This window comes from Flavobacterium sp. F52 (assembly GCF_000278705.1).
Lineage (GTDB): Bacteria > Bacteroidota > Bacteroidia > Flavobacteriales > Flavobacteriaceae > Flavobacterium > Flavobacterium anhuiense.
Window position 1 is genome coordinate 176,532 of record NZ_AKZQ01000037.1, and the last position, 24,598, is coordinate 201,129.

Sequence of the window (24,598 nt, forward strand, 5' to 3'; positions counted from 1 at the left end):
TGTTCCTCTGAACCTTAAAAAAAGAGTTTTAATCATCAACAAAAAAAACTTAGAATCTCAGAACCTTAGTAACTTAGAAACTTAAAAAAAAGAAATCATGACCAAAATTATTACAATAACGATCTTATTTATCTGCAGCTTAATGTCTGCTCAAAATGCAAAATTAACTGTGACTGTTTCTGGATTAAAAAACGACACAGGAGTGGTTAAAGTAGGATTATACAATTCAGACGGAACATTTCTTAAAACAACTTACAAAAGTCTGGCTTCGGAAATTAAAAACAACAAAGCGGTTGTAACTTTCGATAATCTTCCAGCGGGAGAATATGCAATTTCTACTTATCATGATGAAAATAGCAATGGAAAGCTTGACAGAAACGCAATGGGAATTCCATCTGAAGAGTATGCAGCTTCAAACAACGCAAAAGGATTTATGGGACCTCCGTCATATCAAGATGCTAAATTTAATATCAGCAAAGATTCAAAAGTTGAAATTGTATTCTAAATAGACAAATAACTAATCCATATAAACAAAACCATTAAATAACTTATAAAATGAAAAAAATCATCACTTTAGCAGCACTTTTTATAGTAGTAATAAGTTCAGCTCAAACACAATTTGAACAAGGAATGAACAAAGCTTTCGGACTTTGGAAAGAAGGAAAAAATGCTGAAGCTTCTGCATTATTTGAAAGAATTGCTGCGGCTGAAAAAAAACAGTTATCTGCCAAATTATTACGTAGCTTTAATTAATGCAACGGCTGTTTTTACAGAAAAAGACAAAACAAAAATCGATTTATTATTGACAAAAGCGCAAGATGCCTTAGATATTGAATTAATAAAAGACCAAGCCAATTCAGAATTGTATGTAATGCAAGCTTTAATTTATACCGGTTATGTGGTGGCAGACCCAATGACAAACGGAATGAAATATTCTGCTAAAGTGATGGAAGCTTACGCGAAAGCTAAAGCATTAGATCCAAATAATCCAAGAGCGGTTTTTGGCGAAGCAGATTATCAAATAGGAGGAGCAAAATGGACAGGCGTTGACACTAAACCTTTATGCGCGCAAGTTGATAAATCTATTGAACTTTTTAATACTTTTAAACCAGCAACGCCTTATTCTCCAAAATGGGGATTGGATAGAGCATTAGAAATTCAGAAAACTTGTAAATAATTCACTAGTTTATAAAAATGATGATATTAAAACCTAATTTGTTAAAAGCATGCTTAGTTGGAGGAATAGTATTTTTATTCTCTTTTCTAATTCGGTTTGCTTCTTTAGGAACTGCAGTTTTTACCAAGAATCTTTACATTTATTTCTTGTACTGCATGCTTTACAGTGTGGTTTTGTATATCGTAAACGTTGTTCTTTTTGATTTTTTAGATAGGGTTTTCAGAGAAAATCCATATTCCATAAAGAGAATATTCATTGGTTTTGTAAGTTCATTTTTAGTTTCGATGATTATAATTGGAGTATTGCGTTTGTTTACAAGCGTAATAATCGAGAATAAAACGATTATAGGTTTTCTTGCCAATGAAAGGGCAGAAAATTATATCGAATCTGCAGTAATGACCTTTATTGTGCTTTTGTTTTTTCATGGACTTAATTTTTATAAACTCTATCAGGAAAATAAAGTAACACAACAGAAAATTATTGCTGGAACGGCAAATGCCAAATTCGAAAGCTTAAAAAATCAGATCGATCCGCATTTTCTTTTTAACAGCTTGAATGTTCTTAGTTCTTTAATAGAAGAAAATCCAGATAATGCGCAGCGTTTTACAACCTCTCTTTCTAAAATTTACAGATATGTTTTAGAACAGAAAGACAAAGAATTGGTTTCGGTTGAAGACGAATTGTCATTTGCAAAAACCTATATGAATCTTCTGAAAATGCGTTTCGAAAATAGTTTGTTTTACGAATTGCCAACAGAAAACATCAATCCGGAAGCCAAAGTGGTGCCACTTTCTTTACAGCTTTTATTGGAGAATACCGTAAAGCACAATGTAGTAAGCGAGCAGAAACCACTTCATATTAGAATTTTTATTGATAAAGATTATCTGGCCATTCAGAATGATCTTCAAAAAAAAGAAGTCTTGCAGGACAGACAAGGTGTAGGACTGCAGAATATTGTAAACAGATACGGAATCATAACGGATAGAAAAGTGAAAATTGAGGAAGATGAAAAGAATTTCACCGTTAAAATTCCAATTTTAACCAAACAAATTACGGTTATGGAAATGAGTGCAGATTATACAGACGAAGCAAAAGCTTATTATAGAGCCAAAAAACGAGTAGAAGAACTAAAAGGATTTTACGGAAATATAATTTCATATTGTTGTGTGATTCCGTTCTTGATTTTTATTAATCTAAAATTTTCGCCAGGATTTCAATGGTTTTGGTTTTCTGCTTTAGGCTGGGGATTTGGAGTTGCCATGCATGCTTTTAAAGTTTTTGGATATAGCTCTGATTGGGAAGAAAGAAAAATTCGTGAGATTTTAGAGAAAGATAACAGACAAAAGACGTGGAAATAATGGAAAAAGATTTCACAGAAGCAGACCGCTATTATGAAGCTCAGAAAAAGGTAAAAGAAATTAGAGGGTTTTACGAACATTTGACTGTTTATGTTTTGTGCAACCCAATAGCAATTGTGGTTAACTTAATGACTTGTCCAGAATACTTATGGTTTATATGGTCTGTTTTGGGTTGGGGGGTCGCAATTATTTTACACGGATTAAAAGTTTTTAGTCTGCCGCCTTTTTTCAATAAGAAATGGGAAGAGAAAAAAATCAGAGAAATTCTAGAAAAAGCAAATCAGCAACGTTTAGAAAATAGTCATGGAAAATTTGAATAACGATCAGGAAGAAGTAATGCTGCAAGAATTAGCCAGTAAAAAAGTAATTCAGCTGAAATCTTTTTACAAGCATTTGTTCTTTTACACCATTGTATTGATAGTTTTTCTTTTAAAGGAATACACCAATCTGCCATTGCAATTTTTTCCGATTAAATACATAAATTGGGTAATTGTAATTATTTGGACCGCTGTAATTGTAGGTTCTGCAATCGATTTGTTTGCTTCTTACAAGATTTTTGGACAAGAATGGGAAGAGCGAAAACTAAGAAGCATTTTAGAAAAAAAGTATAAAAAACAAAAATGGGAATAATTATGGAAAGGAATTTAAGCGACGAGGAAAAATATATCCAAGCCAAAAAGAAAGTTGAAAGCATTAAAGGTTTTTACGGAAATCTTCTAGCATACATTTTAGTAAATGCTATTTTAATCTTTATCAATTTATATACATCGCCTCAATACTTATGGTTTTTCTGGCCATTGTTATGGTGGGGAGTAGGAGTTGTTTTTCACGGACTTAAAGTTTTTGAGGTTTTTCCAGGAATGGGCAAGGAATGGGAAGAAAGAAAAATCAAAGAATTTATGGAGAAGGAAAAACAGAATAAAAACAAGTGGAAATAATTAAAACATAGTTATGGGACGTTTTAGAAGAGAAATGTACGAAGATTACGCAAGACAGCATTTTGGAGAATATACAGACGATGAAAATTATAATGCAGCTTATAGAAGAGTAAAAAGACTTAAAAGGTTTTACTCACATTTGAAAATTTTCCTTATTGTAAATATTATCATCATTGTATCAAGTTTGACTCGCGATAATTTTAACGAAGGGATGGATTTTAGTGGTTTAACAGAATGGCATACTTATTCGACTGCATTTTTCTGGGGAATTGGTCTATTAGCGCACGCGTTATCTGTTTTCGGGACTGATTGGTTTTTTGGATCAGATTGGGAAAAAAGAAAAATCCAGAAATACATGGAAAAAGATGCTGCAAATAAAAATAAATGGGAGTAACTTTGAATGTATATTTTTGTCTGTTTGGTGAAAGCAAGCAAATTTAATTTTAACACATAGAAACATAGATTTTTATTGCTTGTGTTTAAGAGTAAAAAAAAGCAAGTAATATTCTAAGTGAAACGCCTGTAGTAGATTCCTATAAAACAATGTTTGTATGTGTTTAAAATAATTTTACTCAACGTATTAACATTTTTCATTTTTTTACAATATAGTAAATGATTACATTAATTATAGAAGACGAAAAACCAGCTGCAAGACTGTTGCAGAGAAAACTTGAAAAGCTAGACGTAACCGTAGAAACGATGCTTCATTCAGTTGAAGAATCGGTTCAATGGTTTGAAAATAATCCGCATCCCGATTTGATTTTTTTAGACATCCAATTGTCAGATGGTTTATCGTTTGAAATCTTTGAAAAAATAGACATTAAAAGCGCTATCATTTTTACAACGGCTTATGATGAATATGCATTAAAAGCTTTCAAATTGAACAGCATCGATTATCTTCTAAAACCAATTGATGAAGATGATTTGGAAACTGCTGTTTCAAAATTCAAATCGCGTCTTCCGAAAGCAGCTACTGAATCTTCAAATCTTCAGCTTGATTTTGAGCAGATTCGCCAAATGTTATCTAATCCTTTTGAGAAAACATATAAAAAGAGATTTACAGTTAAAATAGGACAGCATTTAAAAGTAATTACAACTGAAGAAATCGAATGTTTTTTCAGTGAAAATAAAGGAACGTACATTCATACCTATGACAATCGCGATTATTTGATCGATTCGACTTTGGAGATTTTAGAACAAGAACTAGACAAAAAGGATTTCTTTCGCGTAAGCAGAAAATTTATTGTTCCGCTAAAAGCAATCAAAGAAATTCAAGTGTATACCAATTCACGATTAAAAGTGATTTTGCCAAGTTACAAAGATGATGAGGTAATTGTAAGCCGAGAAAAAGTGCAGGATTTTAAAGCTTGGTTGGGATAAAATTATATTTTTAAAAGTAGAAAATAAGCAGATTTTAATTCAGTAAAACCCCAGCGGGGTGCAAGATTTATAGAATTATAATAAAACAAAATAAAATAAGCTCCGGAGGAGCGGCATATATTAAGACTAAAAGAATATGTCGCTCCTCTGGAGCTTTTTATATTGTAAAGATTTATCTTTTGCTATAAATATTTCGCTTCTCTGAAGCTTATAAAAAAAGCTGTCCTTTTGAGACAGCCTTTTTTATGTTTTAATATGTTCCGTTTTATTTGCTCAAACGGTGTAATGTATATGTCATAGCACTTAAAAGGAAAAACGCCATAATTTGGTGAATTAATCCTAAAGCCAAAGGCACACTATATAATAAAGTGAAAACGCCAAGCAAGAACTGAATGAAAACAAAAACCACTAAAGTTTTGATTCCGTTTGCTTGAGTATGCGTAAGCGTATATTTTTTGCTTTTAAAGAAAAGGAAAAGAATAATCGCAACTACAACATAAGCAAAAGTTCTGTGTACAAACTGAACCCCGCTTTTTCCTTCAATTAAATTTTTTATTAAAGAAGACTGTTCAATAAAAACCGATTCGTGAATAAATTCTCCGTCACTCATTAAAGGCCAGTGATTATGAATTAATCCTGCGTTTAATCCCGCAACAAATCCACCGTAAATAATTTGGATTAATAAAGCGACTAAAGCATAACGAGCAATATTTCTTAAAGGTAAAATCTTATTGATATTTCTTTCAGGATAAATTAAATCTAGCGCAACCCAAAGTGTGTATGCGAAAGTAATGAAAGCAAAAGTTAAGTGTAATGAAAGTCTGAAGTGGCTTACATCTGGATTGTCAATTAATCCGCTTCTTACCATAAACCATCCTAAGAATCCTTGGAAAGCTCCCATTGCTAAAAGAACGATGCATTTTTTAATGGTTGGTGTATCTAATTTCTTTTTTGCTAAAAAGTAAACAAACGGCACAAAGAAAACCAAACCAATAATACGTCCGATGAAACGGTGAAACCATTCCCAGAAATAAATGAACTTATAATCGGCTAATTGAAAATCGTTGTGAATATTGATTTTTTGATATTCTGGAAATTTCTTGTATTCGTCAAAAGCGGCCTGCCATTTGGCTTCTGTTAAAGGCGGAAAGGTGTCGGTTACCAAATGCCAGTCGGTCATAGATAAACCTGAATTGGTCAAACGCGTGATACCGCCCACAACGACCATTAAAAATAATAAAACACAACCCGATAGTAACCAAATGATTACTGATTTATTCTCTTTTTTCATTTTATTAAATAATACTTATTTCTCAACTTTTTTTAAGCCTAGTTTGGCAGCTCTTTTAATCACAAAATCATAAGCCGCCTGATATTCATTTGGAATATCGCCTTCAAGAATTGCTTCTTTTACCGCTTCTTTCAAAATTCCGATTTCTCTTGAAGGTTTCAAGTCGAATATTTCCATAATTTCTTCTCCAGTAATTGGCGGCTGAAAATTACGCACATGATCACGTTCCTCAACTTCAACAATTTTCTTGCGAACGATTTCGAAATTTTTATGATATTTCTTGAATTTTGAAGGATTTTTGGTTGTGATATCCGCTTCGCACAACGTCATTAAATTCTCTACATCTTCACCAGCATCAAAAACCAAACGACGAACCGCACTGTCAGTCACAATATCCTGAGCCAAAACAATCGGACGCGAACTCATAATAACCATTTTCTGAACGAATTTCATTTTGTGGTTCAAAGGCATGTGCAAACGTTCGAAAATTTTCTTTGCCATTTTTCCGCCCAAGAATTCATGTCCGTGAAAAGTCCAACCTTGTTTTTTAGTGAAACGTTTAGTTGGTGCTTTTCCGATATCGTGCAATAAAGCCGCCCAACGCAACCAAACATCATCTGTGTTTGGACAAATGTTATCTACAACTTCAAGCGTATGGTAAAAATTGTTTTTATGTGTATGACCTTCAATTTCTTCTACCTGATTTAAAGCGGTTAATTCAGGTAAGATTAAATCTAAAAGTCCAGTTTTGTATAAAAGTAAAAATCCTGTCGAAGGTTTATCTGTTAGAAGAATTTTGTTCAATTCATCTACAATTCTTTCGCCAGAAATAATTTTAATGCGTTCTGCATTTTTTGTGATGGCGTTCAATGAATTTTCTTCAATTTCAAAATTCAATTGAGTAGCAAAACGAATCGCACGCAGCATGCGCAAAGGATCATCAGAATAGGTAATATCTGGATCCAATGGTGTTTTGATTGTTTTATTTTCTAAATCTGTTAATCCATTGAAAGGATCTAAAAGATCTCCGAAATTAGTTGAATTCAATGATAAAGCCAATGCGTTGATTGTAAAATCACGACGATTTTGATCGTCTTGTAAAGTTCCGTTTTCTACAATCGGATTTCGGCTATCGCGAGTGTACGATTCTTTTCGTGCACCAACAAATTCGATATCCGTATCTTCAAAACGAAGCATTGCTGTTCCATACGTTTTAAAAACCTGAACTTTTGGTTTGTTCGGAAGTAAATCGGAAACTTTAAGAGCCAATTCGATGCCGCTTCCAACAGCCACTACATCAATGTCTTTTTTAGAACCTCGATTTAAAAGCAAATCACGAACAAATCCTCCTATCACATAAGAGTCAACATTTAATTCCTGAGAAGCTTTCGAAATGATTTCGAAGATTTTGTTTTGTAAAGCAGTTTTATAGTTTGTTTGTATCGCCACGAATTCGCTAATTTTTGAATAAAAATACATTTCAAATTTCGATCGAAATAAAATGCATGCAAATTTACAACATAGAAAATGCCTATTATAATCTAGAGCTCACTTTTTTGAACAATTTCACATTTTGTAGCGTCGATTTTTATGAATTGAGAAAGGGTTGCCACGAATTTCACGAATTTCCACTAATTTTTCTTTCATGCAGGTCGTAATTTTTTTCTGCCATAGATTAAAAAGATTCACACAGATTTTTTTAATCTTTTTAATCCTGTAATCTGTGGCAAAAAAATAATTCGTGGAAATTCGTGTAATTCGTGGCTAAAAAAAATACAACAATAGAACAAATCAATTGCAAATAATAATTTTTAAATTTTCAATTTGTATTTTTGAAACATAGAAAAAAGCACACATGAAAATTGTTATATCTCCTGCGAAATCATTGAATTTCGAAAAAGAATTACCAACATCTCAATATACAGAGCCTTCATTCTTAAAGGAAGCAAGAGTGGTTCATAAAGTGGTTAAACAAAAAAAGCCTTTCGAATTATCAGAGCTGATGTCAATTTCAGACAAACTAGCCGATTTAAACTGGAAAAGAAATCAGGATTGGAAAACACCTTTCACACCTGAAAATGCGCGTCCGGCAGTTTATACCTTCGATGGCGATGTGTACACAGGTTTGGATGCTTATACCATTCCGTTAGAAAAATTAGATGTTCTTCAGGATAAACTTAGAATTTTATCTGGCCTTTACGGACTTTTAAAACCATTAGATTTAATGCAGGCATATCGTTTAGAAATGGGAACTAAAATGCCAGTTGGTGAATTTAAAAATCTACACGAATTCTGGAAACCAACAGTAACTAAAGCCTTAAACAAAGAATTGAAAAAAGATGAATTGTTTGTGAATTTAGCTAGTAACGAATATTTTTCTGCTGTTGATGTAAAAGCTTTAAAAGTGCCTGTGATTACTCCAGATTTCAAAGATTACAAAGACGGAAAACTAAAAATGATCAGTTTCTTTGCCAAAAAGGCGAGAGGCATGATGGTGCGTTATATTATTGACACTAATGCAGAAACTATAGAGGACTTAAAAGGTTTTAATTACGAAGGATATCAGTTTGATGCGAATCTTTCTAAAGGAAATCACTTGGTTTTTACAAGATGATTTTTTAAAGTTGCTAAGATTCTGAGATACTAAGATTCTGAGTTTTTTTAACCGCAAGGACGCAAGGTTTTCGCAAAGTTCGCAAAGTTTTTATCACAAAGCTTTACGAACTTTGCGTTTTTAAAGATTCTCAGAATTAAAATTCTTTGCGCACTTTGCGGTTAAACTAAAAAAATAAACGCCGAATTCTAAATGATGAATTCAGCGTTTCTGCGTATTATAAAATTATTATTATTAATGCATTGCGTCGGCTGCACTAATTTTGTTCTTCCCTTTTTTGATAAAGAGAATAATCGGTATGCAACATAAAAACATAATTCCTAGGTAAAGGAAAATATCCATATAAGCCATTACGGTGCTTTGCTTCATAACTGAAAGTTCTATTGCCTGATATGCTTTTTTCAAAGCAACATCCGCACTATATCCTTTTGCCATAAAGGCGTGCTGCATTCCTGCAATTCGCTGCTGCACGTCAAATTTGGCAGGGTCTAGATTATTAATTAAATCTACTCTATGTGACTGGCTGAAACGGGTAATGAAAGTAGTAATAATCGCAATACCAAAAGATCCTCCTAACTGACGCATCATTCCTGTAAAAGCTGCTCCTTCACCAATTTGTTTCCCTTTTAATGTAGAAAGAGAAAGGGTTGTAATAGGAACGAAAAGCAATCCTAAACCAATTCCTCTTAAAATTAAAGGCCAATACATATGCTCAACTCCGGTATCTGGTGTCATGCGGCTATACATCATGAAAGTGAAGAAGAAGAAAATTAAAAATCCAACTCCAACCATGTATCCCTGCGGAACACCTTTCTGAATCATGTTACCTACAAATGGCATCATAAGTGCTGTGGTGATAGATCCTGGAATCAACAACAACCCCGCATCTGTAGCGGTCCATCCTAAAATTGATTGCGTGTAAATTGGGATAATTAAAGTAGAACCATATAATCCGAAACCAAGAATGAAACACATTACAGTTCCAATTCTAAGATTCCCATCTTTTAGAACACTAAGATTTACAATCGGATACTCGTATGTAAGCTCTCTCCAAATAAAAAGAACCAACCCTAAAACAGTAACAACACTTAAGGCTACAATTGTAGAGTCATTAAACCAGTCGTCTTGCTGTCCGTGTTCTAATACGAATTGTAAAGAACCAATAAAAGCACTCAGTAAAATGATTCCCCACCAGTCAACCTGATTGGCTTTTAATTTTTCTCCATATTTCGGACTTCTAACAAAAGTTAAAGCTAAAATCGTAGCAATAATTCCCAACGGAATATTGATATAGAAAATATAAGGCCAAGAATAATTATCTACTAAATATCCTCCCAATGGCGGACCAAGAGTTGGACCAACAATTACTCCCATTCCGTAAATAGCCTGCGCCATTCCACGTTTTGCTACGGGATAACTTTCTGTAATAATCGTTTGGGCTGTTACAAGTAATGCTCCACCGCCCATACCTTGTACGAAACGGAAAGCGACTAGTTCCCAAATATTGGTGGCATTACCACACAAAAAAGAACAGACTGTAAATATTATAATGGAAGCCACAAAATAATTACGTCTTCCAAATTGCTGCGATAGCCAGCTCGTCATCGGAATTACAATAACATTCGCAATTGCGTATGCTGTAATTACCCATGCCACATCAGTCAAGGTAGCACCAAGACTTCCGCGCATGTCTGTAAGCGCTACGTTTACAATCGTCGTATCTACAATTTCCAGCAGTGCACAAAGTACTGCTGTAATCGTAATGATAACACGTCTGAAACCGTATTCTACTAAATCGTCGTCTTGTACTGCTGTTGCCATTTATTTTATTTCAAATGTACATCTACGTCAACGTTCATCCCTGGTCTTAAAAGTTTTACTTTTTCAGGATCGTTAGATTCGTCTATGGTAATTTTTACTGGTAATCTTTGAATTGTTTTTACGAAGTTTCCTGTTGCATTATCAGGAGGCAATAATGAAAAACGAGATCCTGTTGCAGGAGAGAAAGAAGATACAGTTCCTTTAAACTCATAGTTTGGATAAGCATCTACTTTTAAACTTACTTTTTGGCCCACAACCATTTTGTTCAATTGTGTTTCTTTGAAGTTAGCTACAACCCAAGCCTCATTATTGTTAATAATGTAGAATAAAGATTGTCCTGGCTGAACCAATTGTCCTGGCTGAATGTCAACTTTAGAAACTTGACCATCAATAGCAGCTGTTACTACAGTATAAGAAAGGTTTAAATGAGCCACATCCAACATTGTTTTTGCTTTTTTGATGTTTGCTGCTGCAACTTCTGTTTGTTTGTCAGAAACTTTAGATTTTGACTGAATAACCGATTTTTGGTAAGAACTAGCTCTTTGTTGTTGTTCTAAAACACGCACTTGGTTTTCAGCTTCTTCTTTTGCAGTTAATGCTTGTTCATATTGCTGTTTTGTAATTGTATGTGTTTTGTACAAGTTATTGTAACGGTTATAATCGTTTGTAAGCTGTCTCAATCTAATTTTGGCACTTTCAATAGAACCTGTTGCAGATCTCATTTGAGCATCAGAAACTGAGATGCTTGCATTTGCACTTCCGATATCTGCTTTTGCAGCTTCGTATTGTCCTTCTGCGGCTAACAATGCAGCATTAGCTTCGTCAATCTTTAATTGATAATCTCTCTTGTCGATTGTAAATAAAGTATCTCCTTTTTTTACATAATCATTATCTTTCACATAAACTTTGCTGATATATCCTGAAACTCTTGGGATAATCGGGTTCATTCTTTTCTCAATCTGAGCATCATCTGTTTCTTCGTGAGCTTGTCCGTGTAGGTATTTAGATATTCCGTAAGTTCCGCCTCCTAAAATCAGAACTGCAAGTATGATGATGAATTTTTTATTTGTTTTTTTCTTTTCCATGAGAGCTATCGATTATATTTTAGAAAGATTGAATGATTGTGATAATTGTCCTGATACTGAAAGTAATTCGTAATATTTTTGAATAATGGTTGCTTTTGCTACAGCAGTGTTAATTTTGGCGCTTAATTGTTCAACATCGGCTTCAACCAAATCATTGGTGTCAGCAAGACCGTTGTCAAATTTATCTTTTACCAATCTGTAGTTTTCGGCTGCTTGCTGAAGCGCTTCGTCATACACCACACTTTGGTTGATTGCTAAGTCATAATCTTCAATAGATTTCTGAACTTCAACTTTAATGCGGTCTGTCATGATTGCTTCAGTGTTTTTTACTTCAAGAGCTTTGCTTTCGGCTTCTTTTACATGTGCATTGTTTTTTAAGATTCCAGATAAATCATAAGATAAACCTAAACCGAAATTCATTGCATATTTTACAGTAATGATGTCTTTAAGATCCAAAGCAGTATAACCTCCAAGTAATGAAAGCGTTGGGTAATATCCAGCTTTAGCAATCTTAACATTTGCTTCAGAAGCTTTTTGCTGTAAACGGATAGCTTCAAGATCTTTTCTGTTTTCAAGAGCCAATGCGTCTGTTGAAGGCGCGCCTGTTGTTTTTAAATTGAAAAAATCATCCTCATTTACCTGTATTTTCACAGTTGGGTCTAATTTAAGCAATGTTGTCAGATAGAAATTAATGTTATTGATATTATTATTAGCTTCATCAATAGATAATTGTGTTTTTGAAACCAATAATTGTGCTTTCAATAAATCGTTTCTCGGGATAATTCCGTTTTTCTCTAATTCGATAAAATCAGTAACACGCTGCTTGGCGCTTTTTTGATTTTCGTTTAGAGCGTCTAAAGTTTTTTGTGCTTTGTATAAAGCTGTATAGTAAGTGATTACCTTTAATGCTACATCTTCTTTTGTCTTTGCAGCATTTGCAGTTTCAGCTTCATACATGCTATCATAAGCATCAATGCTGCTTTGGATTTTAAATCCGGCAAATATTGGCAAACTTAAGTTAGCCATTCCAAGCATGGCACGGTCTGGAGATGCTAAAGAAGCACTTTGACCCTGATTTGGCAAATCAATAGAAGCTTTTGTAAGACGCTGGTATTGGCCAGAAATTTTTAAATCAGGATATTGGTTATTCTTAACCGTCTGTAATTCGTATTTTTTAGTGTTTACCTTGGTATTGGCAAGCGTAACTTCGTCACTCTTTTCCCAAGCCATTTTCACGGCTTCGCCTAAGGTTAAACTTGTTTTTTCTTGTGCATCTACTGAGGATATTCCGATAAAGAAAACTCCAAAGAGCATTAATTGACTAATTTTCATAAACAAGTAGCGCTTTTATAGTTTGTTGAATGTGCTTTGTAAGATCGTTTTTAATGTAATTGTTAAACATTTCTTCGGTTTTTAAATCAAATAATTCTTCGAAGAAAGAGCGATTCATGTGAAAGTGAAAAAAGGTTCCAATAATGGTTGGAGTGATGAGTTGGATATTGACATCTTTTCTAAAAACTCCTTGGGCTTGACCTTGTTTAATAATGCTTTCAACTGATTTTAAATTTCCTTTTTTAAGTTCAGTAAAAGCTTGAAGGCTTTTTTCTCTCTTTTTATTGTAAAGTTCAAAATGTAAAACCCTGTAAATCCCTTTGTTAAGGCAAATTCTGTTGATGTAAATTTCGATTAATTTATTGACTTTTTCAAGAGGTTCTATGTCTTCTTGTAATAAGTTTTCAAGCTGTAATTTTAAATCAACGGTTTTGTGGAAAATAAGAGCTTCCAGCAGTCTTTCTTTTGACCCAAAATAATACGAGACCATGGCAATGTTAATTTTGGCCTCTTTGGAGATATCCCGTATCGATGTACCCTCAAATCCTTTCTCAGAAAAAAGCCTTTCTGCAACATTGAGAATCTGAATTTTTTTATCGTTCAATTCGATGTGTGACATGGTGTTGTTTCTAATCGGATGCAAAATTAAACACTTGTTTAATTTAAACGCTTGTTTAATTTTATTTTAACATAATATTAACATAAAGCGTTTTCGATAATTTATGTTAATTTGTTTTGGAATTAGTTAAAATAGAAAAGCTGAAATACCAAAGTATTTCAGCTTTATCAAATTTTGACGCTCTCAGATTATCTTTTGTAATTTCGATATGAGAGATAAAGAATAAAAAAACCAGCAATTAACCCAATATATAAAAGACTGCCTTCTTTCTGTTCGTATTCACTTTTATTAATTATAATTTTTCCATTTCTCTCAAGTTGAATTAGATCAATATTTATATTTTCATCTTCATTAGAATTTGCTTGATAATAGACTTTAACCTTGTCTCCAATATTTATTTTTTGCAATAAATCATTATAGTCTTTAGACATTCTATAAACCCCTAAATCTTCATCTAGATTTTTTAGAGATATAAAAAATACATCTGATTTTTGACCTTTACTTCCATAATGAATATCAATTCCTTTATCGATTATTATACTTTCAAACTGATCTTGTTTTGATAAGTCAATGTTTCTTTTTTCGTAACCTATATAAGCTAGAAAGAAAAATAATGTGGAAAATAATCCTGCAGTAATTGAGTTTATCAGCCGTTTAGTTTTCTTAGTCATGAAAGATGTATTTATCGAATCTCTCCAACAAATTCTTCAATTTTTCCGCTTCCTTTTTCACTTAAATGTTTAATGAAAGCACTTCCGATAATAGCGCCTTTTGCATATTTAGTCGCCTGATTGAAAGTTTCTTTATTCGAAATTCCAAAACCAACAATTTGAGGATTTTTTAAATTCAGATTAGCGATTCTTTCAAAATAACTTTCTTGTACATCACCAAATCCAGATTGAGATCCTGTAACACTTGCAGAACTTACCATATAAATAAATCCGTTTGAAACGCTGTCAATAAAACGAATTCTTTCGTCTGAAGTTTGAGGCGTAATCAAGAAAACATTGATCAATCCGTATTTTTCAAAAATCGCTTTGTATTCATCTGCATAAACATCAACAGGAAGATCTGGAATAATTAAACCGTCAATTCCAATTTCAGCACATTTCTGGCAAAAAGCTTCAACTCCGTATTGCAGCATCGGATTAAAATACCCCATAATAATCAACGGAATTTTTACGCTTTCGCGGATATTCTTCAGCTGATCAAAAAGAATTTGAGTTGTCATTCCGTTATGAAGCGCCTGTGTTGAACTCGCCTGAATTGTCGGTCCGTCTGCCAAAGGATCACTGAAAGGAAGCCCAATTTCGATTAAATCGACTCCGTTTTTTTCTAAATCCTGAATAATCTGCACAGTATCATTTAAGTTCGGATATCCCGCAGAAAAATAAATAGAAAGGATCTTTTTATCTTCTTGTAATTTTTGAGTTATTCTGTTCATTTTTAATTTTTTTTATACTAACAGGTTTCAAAAAACTGTTAGGTATGTTTATGTTTTGCTTTAGCCAAAGATTAAAAGTTTATTTCACGCAGATTTAAAATGATTTAAGCTGATTCAACAGATTTACAATTTATATCTGCTTTAATCTGTAGAATCTGCGTAAAAAAAAATACTTATACTAATCGGTTAATCTATGGCATTATATTTTAAAATTTTACGATTCGACTTTCCCAATCGTCACCTTGTTTTTTAATAAGTAATAATCCAGAGTCAGAGTCATTCATTTGAGCAACTAATTCGCCTTTAGTATTCCAAAAAGCACTTTGACCTGCTGAAGGCGAACCCCAAGATTCTCCGCTGAAATTAGACATCAAAACATTCATTTGATGTTTTTCAGCGTAATTTTGCAAATCTCTGTACGCATTCGGAATTCCGTTTGGCGAAAAGAAAATGCTCGCGATATAAATATCGGCATTATTTTTTGCAGCATTTTCAGGATGTTTCGGATGATCAATATCAGCACAAATCGCAAATGCAATATTTTGATCTTCAATCGTAACCATCGGATTGTTGTCAAATGAAGATTGGAAAAATTCATCTTCGCCTTCATGCAAAAACTGCTTTGTATAAATAGAAACCGAATCGTTGGGAGCAATAATAAATTGACCAATGAACAATTCATTTTTAATTAAAATCGGAGCGCCAGCAATAATGACAATATTATTGTCGGTTGCCAGATCTTTCAGATGATCTATCCTGTAATCATCTTCGGCAAAAGCCAATTCCATCGCATTTTCCCTTTCATATCCTGTAATTGACATTTCAGGAAAAGCAATTAGCTGAGCTCCATTTTGAGCTGCCAATTCAATAAGCTGATAATGATTTAATAAATTTGAAGCAATGTTTCCGCGCTTTGGTTTTGTCTGTGCCGCTGCTAAAATCATTTTTTAATTATTTATTTTCCGTATAAACCCAAGCAATTGTTCCAGATTTCAGTTTGACCTGAACTCTTCTATATGAATTAGATTCAAATAAATCGACTTTTGCTAAATCCGCATTAGAAACATTAAAAACTACACCATGAATATTTTCTTCGGTGTTTTCACTTGGTATTGCAACCACATAATCTGCCATTCCAAATTCTTCTTCAATCTGTAAACTTTTTAGTTTATAACCCAAGAGCTGATCTGGAGTTCCAACTAATACTTTTTTAAAAATCTGCATTTGAATTTGTTTCGATCTTAATGTTCCGTATGAGAATAACTTTTCCATAATTATATTTTTCTCGTTAATAGTTGCGATTAGAGATGTGCAAATTAATACTTTTATTACAATTTAAAGTAATCAATATAATTATCTAAATCTTTGTCGCCACGTCCAGAAAGACTAATTACAACAATATCACTTGGTTTAAATTTTTTCTGATCTAAAACTGCAAATGCGTGCGCACTTTCAATCGCTGGAATAATTCCTTCCAATTTTGTAAGCTGTAAACCTGCATTCATAGCATCATCATCGGTTACAGAGAAAAATTCGCCGCGTCCTGTTTGTGCCAGATGTGCGTGCAAAGGTCCAACTCCTGGATAATCTAAACCTGCTGAAATAGAATAAGGTTCTGTAATTTGTCCGTCTGGTGTTTGCATTAAAAGCGTTTTACAGCCATGGATAACACCAACTTTTCCTAATTTGCTTGTTGCTGCGCTATGACCGCTGTCAACGCCTTTTCCAGCGGCTTCAACCGCAATAATTCCAACTTCTGGCTCGTGCAAAAAGTGATAGTAAGTTCCTGCGGCATTACTTCCTCCGCCAATACAAGCAACTACATAATCAGGATTTTCGCGTCCTTCTTTTTCTTTCAATTGCCATTTGATTTCTTCTGAAATAATGCTTTGAAAACGCGTCACCATGTCTGGATAAGGATGCGGACCAATTGCAGATCCGATAATATAATGTGTATCTACAGGATTATTGATCCAATCGCGGATCGCCTCGTTTGTTGCATCTTTTAAAGTTCTTGAACCTGAAAGTGCCGGACGAACTTCTGCGCCTAACATTTTCATACGCGCAACGTTTGGTGCCTGACGAGCAATGTCGATTTCACCCATATAAACGATGCATTCAATTCCCATTAATGCGCAAACCGTTGCTGTTGCCACACCATGCTGTCCAGCTCCAGTTTCGGCAATAATTCTTTTTTTACCTAGACGTTTTGCTAATAAAATCTGACCAATCGTGTTATTTACTTTGTGTGCTCCGGTATGGTTTAAGTCTTCTCTTTTTAGATAAACTTTGGTATTGTATTTTTCAGATAAACGTTTTGCAAAATACAACGGACTAGGACGCCCAATGTAATCTTTCAGTAATTGATTGAACTCTGCTTTAAAATCAGGTTCATCCATTATACTTAAATACTTTTGGCGTAATTCTTCTACATTCGGATAAAGCATTTCAGGAATATAGGCTCCTCCAAATTCTCCGTAATATCCTTTTTCGTTGACGTTAAAACTCATTTTTTTAAAGTTTAAATGTTTACAATTTCAAATTTGCGTTTGAAATTACTTAATAGATTTTTATTTTTTAGCCCTGGTTCGATTTCAAATTTGCTGTTTACGTCTACCGCATAAATTGGCAATTTGGTTTTTGAAATTTCTTCAATGGCTTTTAATTCGTTCATTCCGATGCCTCCGCTTAAAAAGAAAGGCTTTTTCGAATTATATTTTTTTAAGATGCTCCAGTCGAAAGTTGTTCCGTTTCCGCCAGGCAATTTTCCTTTTGTGTCAAACAAAAAATAATCGCAGACATTTTCAAAAGGTTTAATGATTTCGAAATCAAAATTTTCATCTGCAGAAAATACTTTTATGATTTCAATTTTCTTTGGCAATTGATTTTTTAATTCTGATAAAAATTCAACGGATTCGTGTCCGTGAAGCTGAACGGCTTGTAAATTGTATTTTGCAACTTTCTCCAAAATTTCTTCTTGGCTCTGATCGACAAAAACGCCCACTTTTTTAATCGTTTTTATTAATTCGGGAACATTCCCGTTGCAATATCTAGCGGATTTTTCCCAGAAAATAAATCCCATATAATCGGGTAGGAGCGATCCTACTTCGAGAATGTTTTCGGGATATTTCATGCCGCATATTTTGAGTTTCATTTCGTTGTGTTTTTTTACCGCAAAGTGCGCTAAGATTTTTTTATTTTGATTCAGCCTAAAAAACGCAAAGTTCGCAAAGATTTTCCGCCACGAATTACACTAATTTACACTAATTAAATTTGTGCTAATTTGTGGCAAACTAAAATTTAAAGCTGTTTAATAAATTCTGTTGCCGCCTCGCCTGCGTTTTCTGTTTTCATGAAGTTTTCTCCAATTAAGAAACCTTTGTAGCCGTAAGGTTTTAGTTCTTGAATGGCTTCAATTGATGAAATTCCGCTTTCTGATACTTTTACAAAATCATTCGGAATTTGTGATGCTAATTCTTTACTGAAATCAAGACTCACTTCAAATGTTTTTAAGTTTCTGTTATTCACACCAATCATATCTAAAGTCGGCATAATTGATTTTTCTAGTTCTTCTTGATTGTGAACTTCCAATAAAACTTCTAAACCTAAATTTTTAGCGAATTCAGATAAAGATTTAATTTCTTCGCGGGTTAAAACTGCCGCGATTAATAAAATTAAATCGGCGCCATGTGCTTTTGCTTCTAAAATCTGGTATTCGTCTACAATAAATTCTTTTCGCAATAGCGGAATATTTACTGATGCTCTTGCTAAAAGTAAATCGTCAAGAGAACCACCGAAATATTTTCCGTCGGTTAAAACTGAAATGCCACAAGCACCAGCATTTTCGTAACCTTTTACTACTTCTTCAACAGTAAAATTATTGTTGATGATTGATTTTGAAGGAGAACGGCGTTTGTGTTCAGCAATAATTCCAGAATTACTTTCTTTCAATTTCTGACTAAGAGAAATAGTCTGTTTTCCAAAAAATACAGAAGCTTCCAATTGAGAAACCGGAATAATCGATTTCTTTAGAACAACTTCTCGTTTTTTGTCTATTATTATTTTATCTAAAATGTTCATTGTCTTGATTTGTTTCAAGTTTCAAGTCTTTTTTAGTTTCACGTTCCAACAACTTGAAACATGAAACATGAAACATGAAACTAATTTTTACTTAATTCTTGTAATTTTTTCAATGCTTGATGTCCTTTTCCAGACAATAGACTTTCTTTTGCTAATTCAAAACCTTCTTTTGGAGAACATTTTGTAACTGTTGCAATTGCCATTGCAGCGTTGGCACAAACCACATTATTCTGTGCCTCAGTCCCTTTTCCTGAAATAATGTTGGTAAAGATTTCTGCTGATTCTTCGATAGTTTTTCCACCTTCAATTTCAGTTTGAGATAAAAGATGAACACCAAAATCTTCTGGATTTAACATTCCTTCCATGTGGTTAGAAATTGTTTTTGTCGGCCCTGTTAAGGAAATCTCATCATATCCGTCAAGCGAATGCAGGATGGTAAAATTCACATCGGTATTTTGATATAGATAAGCGTACATTCTAGCTAATTCTAAGTTGAAAACGCCAACCAATTGATTTTGTGGGAATGATGGATTTACCATTGGTCCCAACATATTAAAGAAGGTTTTTACAGCCAGTTCTTTTCTGATTGGACCAACATTTTTCATTGCTGGGTGAAATAGGGGAGCATGTAAAACGCAAACTCCAGCTTTGTCAATACATTTCTCTAAAAATTCAGGATCGTTGCTGAATTTAATTCCCATTTTTTCCATCACGTTGCTTGACCCAGAAATAGAAGAAACGCCGTAATTTCCATGTTTTGCAATCTTTATTCCAGCTCCAGCCGATACAAAAGAAGCTAAAGTTGAAATATTGAAAGTGTCTTTTCCGTCACCTCCTGTTCCGCATAAATCGATGGTATTGTAGGCTGATAAATCAACACGAATGCATAAATCTAGTAAAGCTTCGCGAAATCCCGAAAGTTCTTCGATTGTAATGCTTCGCATCATAAAAACAGTCAAAAAAGCCGAAATCTGACTTGGATTATATTGACCGCTTGAAATATTAATCAATACGTTTTTTGCTTCTTCTTTAGAAAGCACTTCGTGGTTGATTAATTTGTTTAATATAGTTTTCATTGTTTTTTAAGATTCTAAGTTGCTGAGATGCTAAGGTTCTGAGTTTTTACTGTGACTGTAAACTGTGACTGAACACTGAATACTAACTGTTAATCCAATTCTCTAAAATCCTTTTTCCGTTTGGCGTTAAAACGCTTTCAGGGTGGAATTGAACGCCTCTTACATCATAATTTTTGTGTCTTAATGACATAATTTGTCCGTTTTCGTCTACCGAAGTCGCTTCTAAATCTTCAGGTAAATTACTGTCTACAACCCATGAATGGTATCTTCCTACTTCAAATTCGTTTCCTAAACCTTCAAATAAAATTTCGTCTGAAACTACTGTTTTTACATTTGTTGCAACGCCATGATATACTTTATCAAGGTTTGAAAGTGTTCCGCCAAAAACTTCACCAATTGCTTGTTGTCCTAAACAAACTCCAAGAATACTTTTTGTTGGACTGTATTTTTCGATTACGGCTTTTAATAAACCTGCTTCATCTGGAATTCCAGGCCCTGGAGAAAGTAAAATTTTCTCAAAAGATGCAATTTCATCAATATCAAATTCGTCGTTTCTGTAAACGGTAACTTCGCAGTTTAAATCTTCTAAACAGTGCACTAAATTGTAAGTGAAACTATCGTAATTGTCTATAACTAAAATCTTTTTCATTTTTTTTAAGGTGCTAAGTTGCTAAGTTTCTGAGTTACTAAGTTTTTTTGCTGAAAACTGAGACTGAGACTGGCAACCAAATTTTTTATTTCTCTCGAACGTATTTTTCAATAATAATATGATCTACGCCTAATTTTTCTACTTTTTCTATTCCTTTTTGAATTAAGGTGTCGTTTTGAACTTTCACCACAAATTCAAATTTGTTGCCTTCCCAATCGCGGTTGTTGAAAAACTCTAAATGTTCTGTGTAAATACTGTCTTTCAAAGTATATTTTCCGCCTCCGCCAAAGAACAATGCTACTGTTGAATCTTTTCCGTGTTTTAAATCATGATTAAAAAAAGCAAAATGTGTATCGTTAATAATTTTAATCATTTTTGTTTTTGGATTGAAAGTTGAAAAAGTAGAATCTTTCTCAGTTGTTTCGGCTGATATAAGACGCCAGGTTCCTTCAATCGGATTTTGCTTTTTTTCTGAATTGCAAGAAGTCATGGCAATGATTAAAACTAAAATTGATACTGCTTTTTTCATAGTTTGTGGTTTTTATGGTTTGTTTTTTTTAATTGTTTAAGGTTTCAAGTTCTGAGACTGATCCCGATAGTTATCGGGAGAGAGAACACTAAATATTTTCTGCCATTTCTAGCGCTGTATTTAATGCTCTTAATTTATTGTAAACTTCCTGCATTTCGCTTTCTTCATCAGAACTTGCTACAATTCCAGCTCCTGCCTGACAGTGCAACTGATGATTTTTAGAAAGGAAAGTTCGAATCATAATCGCGTGATTAAAGTTTCCGTCAAAGTCCATAACACCGATTGCACCTCCGTAGAAGTTACGGTTTGTTTTCTCGCATTCTTCTATTAATTGCATTGCTCTGTGTTTTGGAGCACCGCTCAAAGTTCCTGCTGGAAAAGTATCCGCTACGACTTGCATCGTTGTCGCTTTATCATGTAAATGTCCTGTAACTTTCGAAACCAAGTGAATTACGTGAGAGAAAAACTGAACCTCTCTGTATTTTTCTACATTTACATCGTGTCCATTTCGGCTTAAATCATTTCTTGCCAAATCTACTAGCATAACATGTTCGCTGTTTTCTTTTTTATCTTCAGAAAGTTCTTTTGCTAAAAGTGCATCACGTTCGTCGTTTCCTGTTCTTTTGAAAGTTCCAGCAATTGGGTGAATTTCAGCTTTTCTGTTCTTTACAATAATTTGAGCTTCTGGCGAAGAACCGAATATTTTGAAATCGCCATAATCAAAGAAGAATAAATATGGAGAAGGGTTGATGCTTCTTAAAGCTCTATACACATTAAATTCGTCTCCTTTAAAACCTTGTGTAAATCGGCGAGAAAGAACCAATTGGAAAACATCGCCGCGGTAACAGTGTTTTTTGGCTAAAGCTACATTTGCTTTAAATTCCTCGTCGGTTAGGTTAGAAAAACCTTCGCCTTCTTTTGTGAATTTATAAGAAGCAATATTTCTTGATTGCAGTAATTGCTCGATTTCTGCAATATTATTTTTCTTGTCAACGCTGTGGCAGAAAATATATGCTTCATTTTTGAAATGGTTAATTGCAATAATATTTTGGTAAACTGCATAAAAAACATCTGGAATAGAAGTCGCATTGTCTTTTTTTGCAATTGAAACTTTTTCGAAGTAACGAACGGCATCATAAGAAATATATCCGAATAAACCATTATTGATAAATTTAAAATCGTTTTTTTCTGATTTAAACTGACTTGAAAATTCCTGAATTACCTGTGGAATATTTGTCGAAGCATCGATGGCAATTTTTTCTGAAGTTCCGTCAGGAAAAGTTTTAGAGATAACTTCATTTTCGATTTTTATAGTAGCAATAGGATTACAGCAGATGTACGAGAAACTGTTGTCATTTCCGTGATAATCACTACTTTCCAATAACAGGCTATTTGGGAATTTATCTCTGATTTTGAAATAAATGCTCACTGGCGTAACCGTATCTGCCAGAATTTGTTTGTAATGTGTATTAAGAATAAAAGGTTTCAAAATATATAGTTTTTATGTGTTGTTAATTTATTTCGGTTTTGATCAAAAAAAAAAAGGCTTGTCGTGATGACAAGCCCTTTATATTTTTATATTTCTTACAATACCATAGGAAGCTTCGTTCACGACGTCTGACGTAAATTGCTCCACCACCAAGTATTGTTTAAAATTGTTCTCATTTCTTTATTTTGATGTGACAAAGATATAAATGTAATTTTAATTAGAGGACATAAAATTTGAAAAAAATCTTTTCGAATTTGTAAAATTTGTTAAATTTTGATTCGGAATACTTTTATAACTCGTTAATTTCCACTTGCTATCGTGTTATTTACGTTTAATCTAAAATCTGGATTTCCTTTGATGTTTGGTATTGCAAATAACTCGTTAAGTTTCATTTTTGTGTATTCTATTCCGTAAGCTGGATTGCCATAATAGCTTTTTATACCTGGAATATTGCTCCCAGATTCACTTTCAATTTCGCCTGTACAATTGTTTGCCACAACGTTTTTGAAACTAATTTTAGACAAATTAGCTTCACCGTTTCCAATATTTCCTTCCAATAAAATAAAAGGAGCAAAACCTGAAACCACACTATTCGTTAAGTTGAAAAATGTATTTTCTTTGATGTAAGCAGATTCTCTAACCAAACCTTGGTTATTTTCTTCTAAATTAACCAACGTAATGTTGCTTGCATTGATTTTAGTCATCTTTTTGGTCATGTCTGTAGAAGCAACTTTTTCATATGAATCTACCTCAAAACATCTTGAACCTGAAATATCTGAAGAAAACGGATGGCGAATTGCAATACTGTTTGAGATATTAATTTGAGCTCCTTGCGTAAAATCAAAATCATCATCGGTTGTTCTGTACGAAATTAAATTGCTCAGATTCAAATCGCCACCATAACATTCAAAAGAATCGTCATTTGAATAACTGATTTGAACATGGCTGATGGCTGTTTTTCTCCCAACTCCAGCAAGAGAAAGACCATTTAATTCTTTAGAGGCACTTAATTTTCTTCCAGCATATTCAATTCTCACATATTTCATAACTCCTGAATTGTCTTCTGAATCTTGTCCTCCGTAATGATTTAAAGTTGGATCTAAATCGAAAGGTAAAGTGTGAATTCCTCCTAAAGAGTTTATTGGAGCTTTTCCTAAAATGATAATTCCGCCCCAGTCACCAGGTTTTCTGTTGTTTATTTCATTTTCAGACGTAAAAACAATTGGATCTGTTTCTAGTCCTTCAGCTACAATTTTTGATCCGTTAGTAATTACTAGAGTTCCGCAAGTTTTATCATCGCCTCTGATAACAGTTCCGGGCTCGATAGTCAGAGTCGCATTATTTGTAACATACACAACTCCAACTAAATGATAAATATTACGCTTTACTAATCGAGTGTCTTTATCGATTGTTCCAGCAATTATATTGGTTGCTTCTCCATAGTCGTTACCTGCAGGTTTAAAGCTTGTCCAGTTAGTCATCCAGTTTGAAGAACCAATGATTCCTTTTGGCTGTTGTTGTGCTTGTGTGAAAAAGCTGACAATGAAGGTCATACATGCGATATGTAATTTTGTTTTCATAACTATGATTTTAACTTCTAGTTTTTGACTTTTTTAATAGTCCCAAAATTAGAAGCCGTATGTTAATCAAAGTCCTGATACTTATTACGAAAGAGTTACTATATTATTAAGAATGTTAAGTTTTTGAAAAGCTATA

General features: G+C 33.5%; 28 protein-coding genes. 10 read left to right on the forward strand and 18 right to left on the reverse strand.

Annotation, left to right across the window (positions count from 1 at the left end):
• Positions 1-97 precede the first annotated feature (97 nt).
• The 9 genes from FF52_RS19305 to FF52_RS19340 all read left to right on the forward strand — a co-directional run bounded on the left by FF52_RS19305 (position 98) and on the right by FF52_RS19340 (position 4,853).
• Positions 98-505 (forward strand): DUF2141 domain-containing protein, encoded by a 408-nt coding sequence (locus tag FF52_RS19305; protein WP_008468216.1) that lies wholly within the window; start codon positions 98-100, stop codon positions 503-505.
• A gap of 50 nt (positions 506-555) precedes the next feature.
• Positions 556-753 (forward strand): hypothetical protein, encoded by a 198-nt coding sequence (locus tag FF52_RS24005; RefSeq protein WP_316928763.1) that lies wholly within the window; start codon positions 556-558, stop codon positions 751-753.
• Positions 668-1,177 (forward strand): hypothetical protein, encoded by a 510-nt coding sequence (locus FF52_RS19310; protein ID WP_316928764.1) that lies wholly within the window; start codon positions 668-670, stop codon positions 1,175-1,177. Before FF52_RS24005 ends, FF52_RS19310 begins: the two co-directional genes overlap by 86 nt.
• Positions 1,178-1,197: 20 nt before the next feature.
• The gene (locus FF52_RS19315) at positions 1,198-2,535 is read left to right on the forward strand and encodes a 2TM domain-containing protein (RefSeq protein ID WP_008468217.1); all 1,338 of its coding nucleotides are present in this window, start codon (positions 1,198-1,200) and stop codon (positions 2,533-2,535) included.
• Positions 2,535-2,855 (forward strand): 2TM domain-containing protein, encoded by a 321-nt coding sequence (locus tag FF52_RS19320; protein ID WP_008468218.1) that lies wholly within the window; start codon positions 2,535-2,537, stop codon positions 2,853-2,855. The genes FF52_RS19315 and FF52_RS19320 overlap by 1 nt, the downstream gene beginning before the upstream one ends.
• Positions 2,839-3,165, forward strand: a complete 327-nt coding sequence (locus tag FF52_RS19325) for a 2TM domain-containing protein (protein WP_008468220.1) — start codon at positions 2,839-2,841, stop codon at positions 3,163-3,165. The genes FF52_RS19320 and FF52_RS19325 overlap by 17 nt, the downstream gene beginning before the upstream one ends.
• Positions 3,156-3,473: a 2TM domain-containing protein gene (locus tag FF52_RS19330; protein ID WP_008468222.1), complete on the forward strand. Its 318-nt coding sequence runs from the start codon at positions 3,156-3,158 to the stop codon at positions 3,471-3,473. Before FF52_RS19325 ends, FF52_RS19330 begins: the two co-directional genes overlap by 10 nt.
• A gap of 13 nt (positions 3,474-3,486) precedes the next feature.
• Positions 3,487-3,867 (forward strand): 2TM domain-containing protein, encoded by a 381-nt coding sequence (locus tag FF52_RS19335; protein WP_008468224.1) that lies wholly within the window; start codon positions 3,487-3,489, stop codon positions 3,865-3,867.
• Between the two features lie 218 nt (positions 3,868-4,085).
• Positions 4,086-4,853: a LytR/AlgR family response regulator transcription factor gene (locus FF52_RS19340; RefSeq protein WP_008468226.1), complete on the forward strand. Its 768-nt coding sequence runs from the start codon at positions 4,086-4,088 to the stop codon at positions 4,851-4,853.
• Positions 4,854-5,118: 265 nt separating this feature from the next.
• On the opposite strand, the gene FF52_RS19345 is transcribed toward FF52_RS19340, so the two are convergent.
• Together FF52_RS19345 and FF52_RS19350 are read right to left on the reverse strand one after the other, a co-directional pair.
• Positions 5,119-6,144 carry a COX15/CtaA family protein gene (locus FF52_RS19345; RefSeq protein ID WP_008468227.1) on the reverse strand — a complete coding sequence of 342 codons (1,026 nt, stop codon included), beginning with the start codon at positions 6,142-6,144 and terminating at the stop codon, positions 5,119-5,121.
• Positions 6,145-6,159: 15 nt separating this feature from the next.
• Positions 6,160-7,623: a CCA tRNA nucleotidyltransferase gene (locus FF52_RS19350; RefSeq protein WP_008468228.1), complete on the reverse strand. Its 1,464-nt coding sequence runs from the start codon at positions 7,621-7,623 to the stop codon at positions 6,160-6,162.
• A gap of 376 nt (positions 7,624-7,999) precedes the next feature.
• Here FF52_RS19350 and yaaA point away from each other — a divergent pair, with 376 nt between their 5' ends.
• Positions 8,000-8,758, forward strand: a complete 759-nt coding sequence (yaaA, locus tag FF52_RS19355; protein WP_008468229.1) for a peroxide stress protein YaaA — start codon at positions 8,000-8,002, stop codon at positions 8,756-8,758.
• A gap of 234 nt (positions 8,759-8,992) precedes the next feature.
• Here the strand turns inward: yaaA and FF52_RS19360 are convergent, their stop codons facing one another.
• The 16 genes from FF52_RS19360 to FF52_RS19435 all read right to left on the reverse strand — a co-directional run bounded on the left by FF52_RS19360 (position 8,993) and on the right by FF52_RS19435 (position 24,462).
• Positions 8,993-10,579 carry an MDR family MFS transporter gene (locus FF52_RS19360; protein ID WP_008468230.1) on the reverse strand — a complete coding sequence of 529 codons (1,587 nt, stop codon included), beginning with the start codon at positions 10,577-10,579 and terminating at the stop codon, positions 8,993-8,995.
• A 5-nt stretch (positions 10,580-10,584) separates the two neighbouring features.
• Positions 10,585-11,664 carry an HlyD family secretion protein gene (locus FF52_RS19365; protein ID WP_008468231.1) on the reverse strand — a complete coding sequence of 360 codons (1,080 nt, stop codon included), beginning with the start codon at positions 11,662-11,664 and terminating at the stop codon, positions 10,585-10,587.
• A gap of 12 nt (positions 11,665-11,676) precedes the next feature.
• Entirely contained in the window at positions 11,677-12,996 is a 1,320-nt protein-coding gene (locus tag FF52_RS19370; protein WP_008468232.1) for a TolC family protein, read from the reverse strand.
• Positions 12,986-13,615, reverse strand: coding sequence for a TetR/AcrR family transcriptional regulator (locus tag FF52_RS19375; RefSeq protein WP_008468234.1), 630 nt, complete (start codon positions 13,613-13,615; stop codon positions 12,986-12,988). The genes FF52_RS19370 and FF52_RS19375 overlap by 11 nt, the downstream gene beginning before the upstream one ends.
• A gap of 188 nt (positions 13,616-13,803) precedes the next feature.
• Positions 13,804-14,286, reverse strand: a complete 483-nt coding sequence (locus FF52_RS19380) for a hypothetical protein (protein WP_008468237.1) — start codon at positions 14,284-14,286, stop codon at positions 13,804-13,806.
• Between the two features lie 11 nt (positions 14,287-14,297).
• The gene (trpA, locus tag FF52_RS19385) at positions 14,298-15,059 is read right to left on the reverse strand and encodes a tryptophan synthase subunit alpha (RefSeq protein WP_008468239.1); all 762 of its coding nucleotides are present in this window, start codon (positions 15,057-15,059) and stop codon (positions 14,298-14,300) included.
• 206 nt (positions 15,060-15,265) lie between these two features.
• A complete protein-coding gene (locus FF52_RS19390; RefSeq protein ID WP_008468241.1) occupies positions 15,266-16,003 on the reverse strand; it encodes a carbon-nitrogen hydrolase family protein in 738 nt (245 codons plus the stop codon).
• Positions 16,004-16,010: 7 nt separating this feature from the next.
• Positions 16,011-16,331: a gamma-glutamylcyclotransferase family protein gene (locus tag FF52_RS19395; RefSeq protein WP_008468243.1), complete on the reverse strand. Its 321-nt coding sequence runs from the start codon at positions 16,329-16,331 to the stop codon at positions 16,011-16,013.
• Positions 16,332-16,387: 56 nt separating this feature from the next.
• Positions 16,388-17,569 (reverse strand): tryptophan synthase subunit beta, encoded by a 1,182-nt coding sequence (gene trpB, locus FF52_RS19400; RefSeq protein WP_008468244.1) that lies wholly within the window; start codon positions 17,567-17,569, stop codon positions 16,388-16,390.
• 11 nt (positions 17,570-17,580) lie between these two features.
• On the reverse strand, positions 17,581-18,213 hold the full coding sequence (locus FF52_RS19405; protein WP_035691995.1) for a phosphoribosylanthranilate isomerase: 633 nt from the start codon (positions 18,211-18,213) through the stop codon (positions 17,581-17,583).
• Between the two features lie 146 nt (positions 18,214-18,359).
• Positions 18,360-19,139, reverse strand: a complete 780-nt coding sequence (gene trpC, locus FF52_RS19410; RefSeq protein WP_008468246.1) for an indole-3-glycerol phosphate synthase TrpC — start codon at positions 19,137-19,139, stop codon at positions 18,360-18,362.
• A gap of 80 nt (positions 19,140-19,219) precedes the next feature.
• Positions 19,220-20,215, reverse strand: a complete 996-nt coding sequence (trpD, locus tag FF52_RS19415) for an anthranilate phosphoribosyltransferase (protein ID WP_008468247.1) — start codon at positions 20,213-20,215, stop codon at positions 19,220-19,222.
• Positions 20,216-20,297: 82 nt separating this feature from the next.
• A complete protein-coding gene (locus tag FF52_RS19420) occupies positions 20,298-20,864 on the reverse strand; it encodes an anthranilate synthase component II (protein ID WP_008468248.1) in 567 nt (188 codons plus the stop codon).
• An 85-nt stretch (positions 20,865-20,949) separates the two neighbouring features.
• The gene (locus FF52_RS19425; RefSeq protein WP_008468249.1) at positions 20,950-21,393 is read right to left on the reverse strand and encodes a hypothetical protein; all 444 of its coding nucleotides are present in this window, start codon (positions 21,391-21,393) and stop codon (positions 20,950-20,952) included.
• An 88-nt stretch (positions 21,394-21,481) separates the two neighbouring features.
• On the reverse strand, positions 21,482-22,882 hold the full coding sequence (locus FF52_RS19430) for an anthranilate synthase component I family protein (RefSeq protein WP_008468250.1): 1,401 nt from the start codon (positions 22,880-22,882) through the stop codon (positions 21,482-21,484).
• 299 nt (positions 22,883-23,181) lie between these two features.
• A complete protein-coding gene (locus FF52_RS19435) occupies positions 23,182-24,462 on the reverse strand; it encodes a hypothetical protein (protein WP_008468253.1) in 1,281 nt (426 codons plus the stop codon).
• Positions 24,463-24,598: the final 136 nt, after the last annotated feature.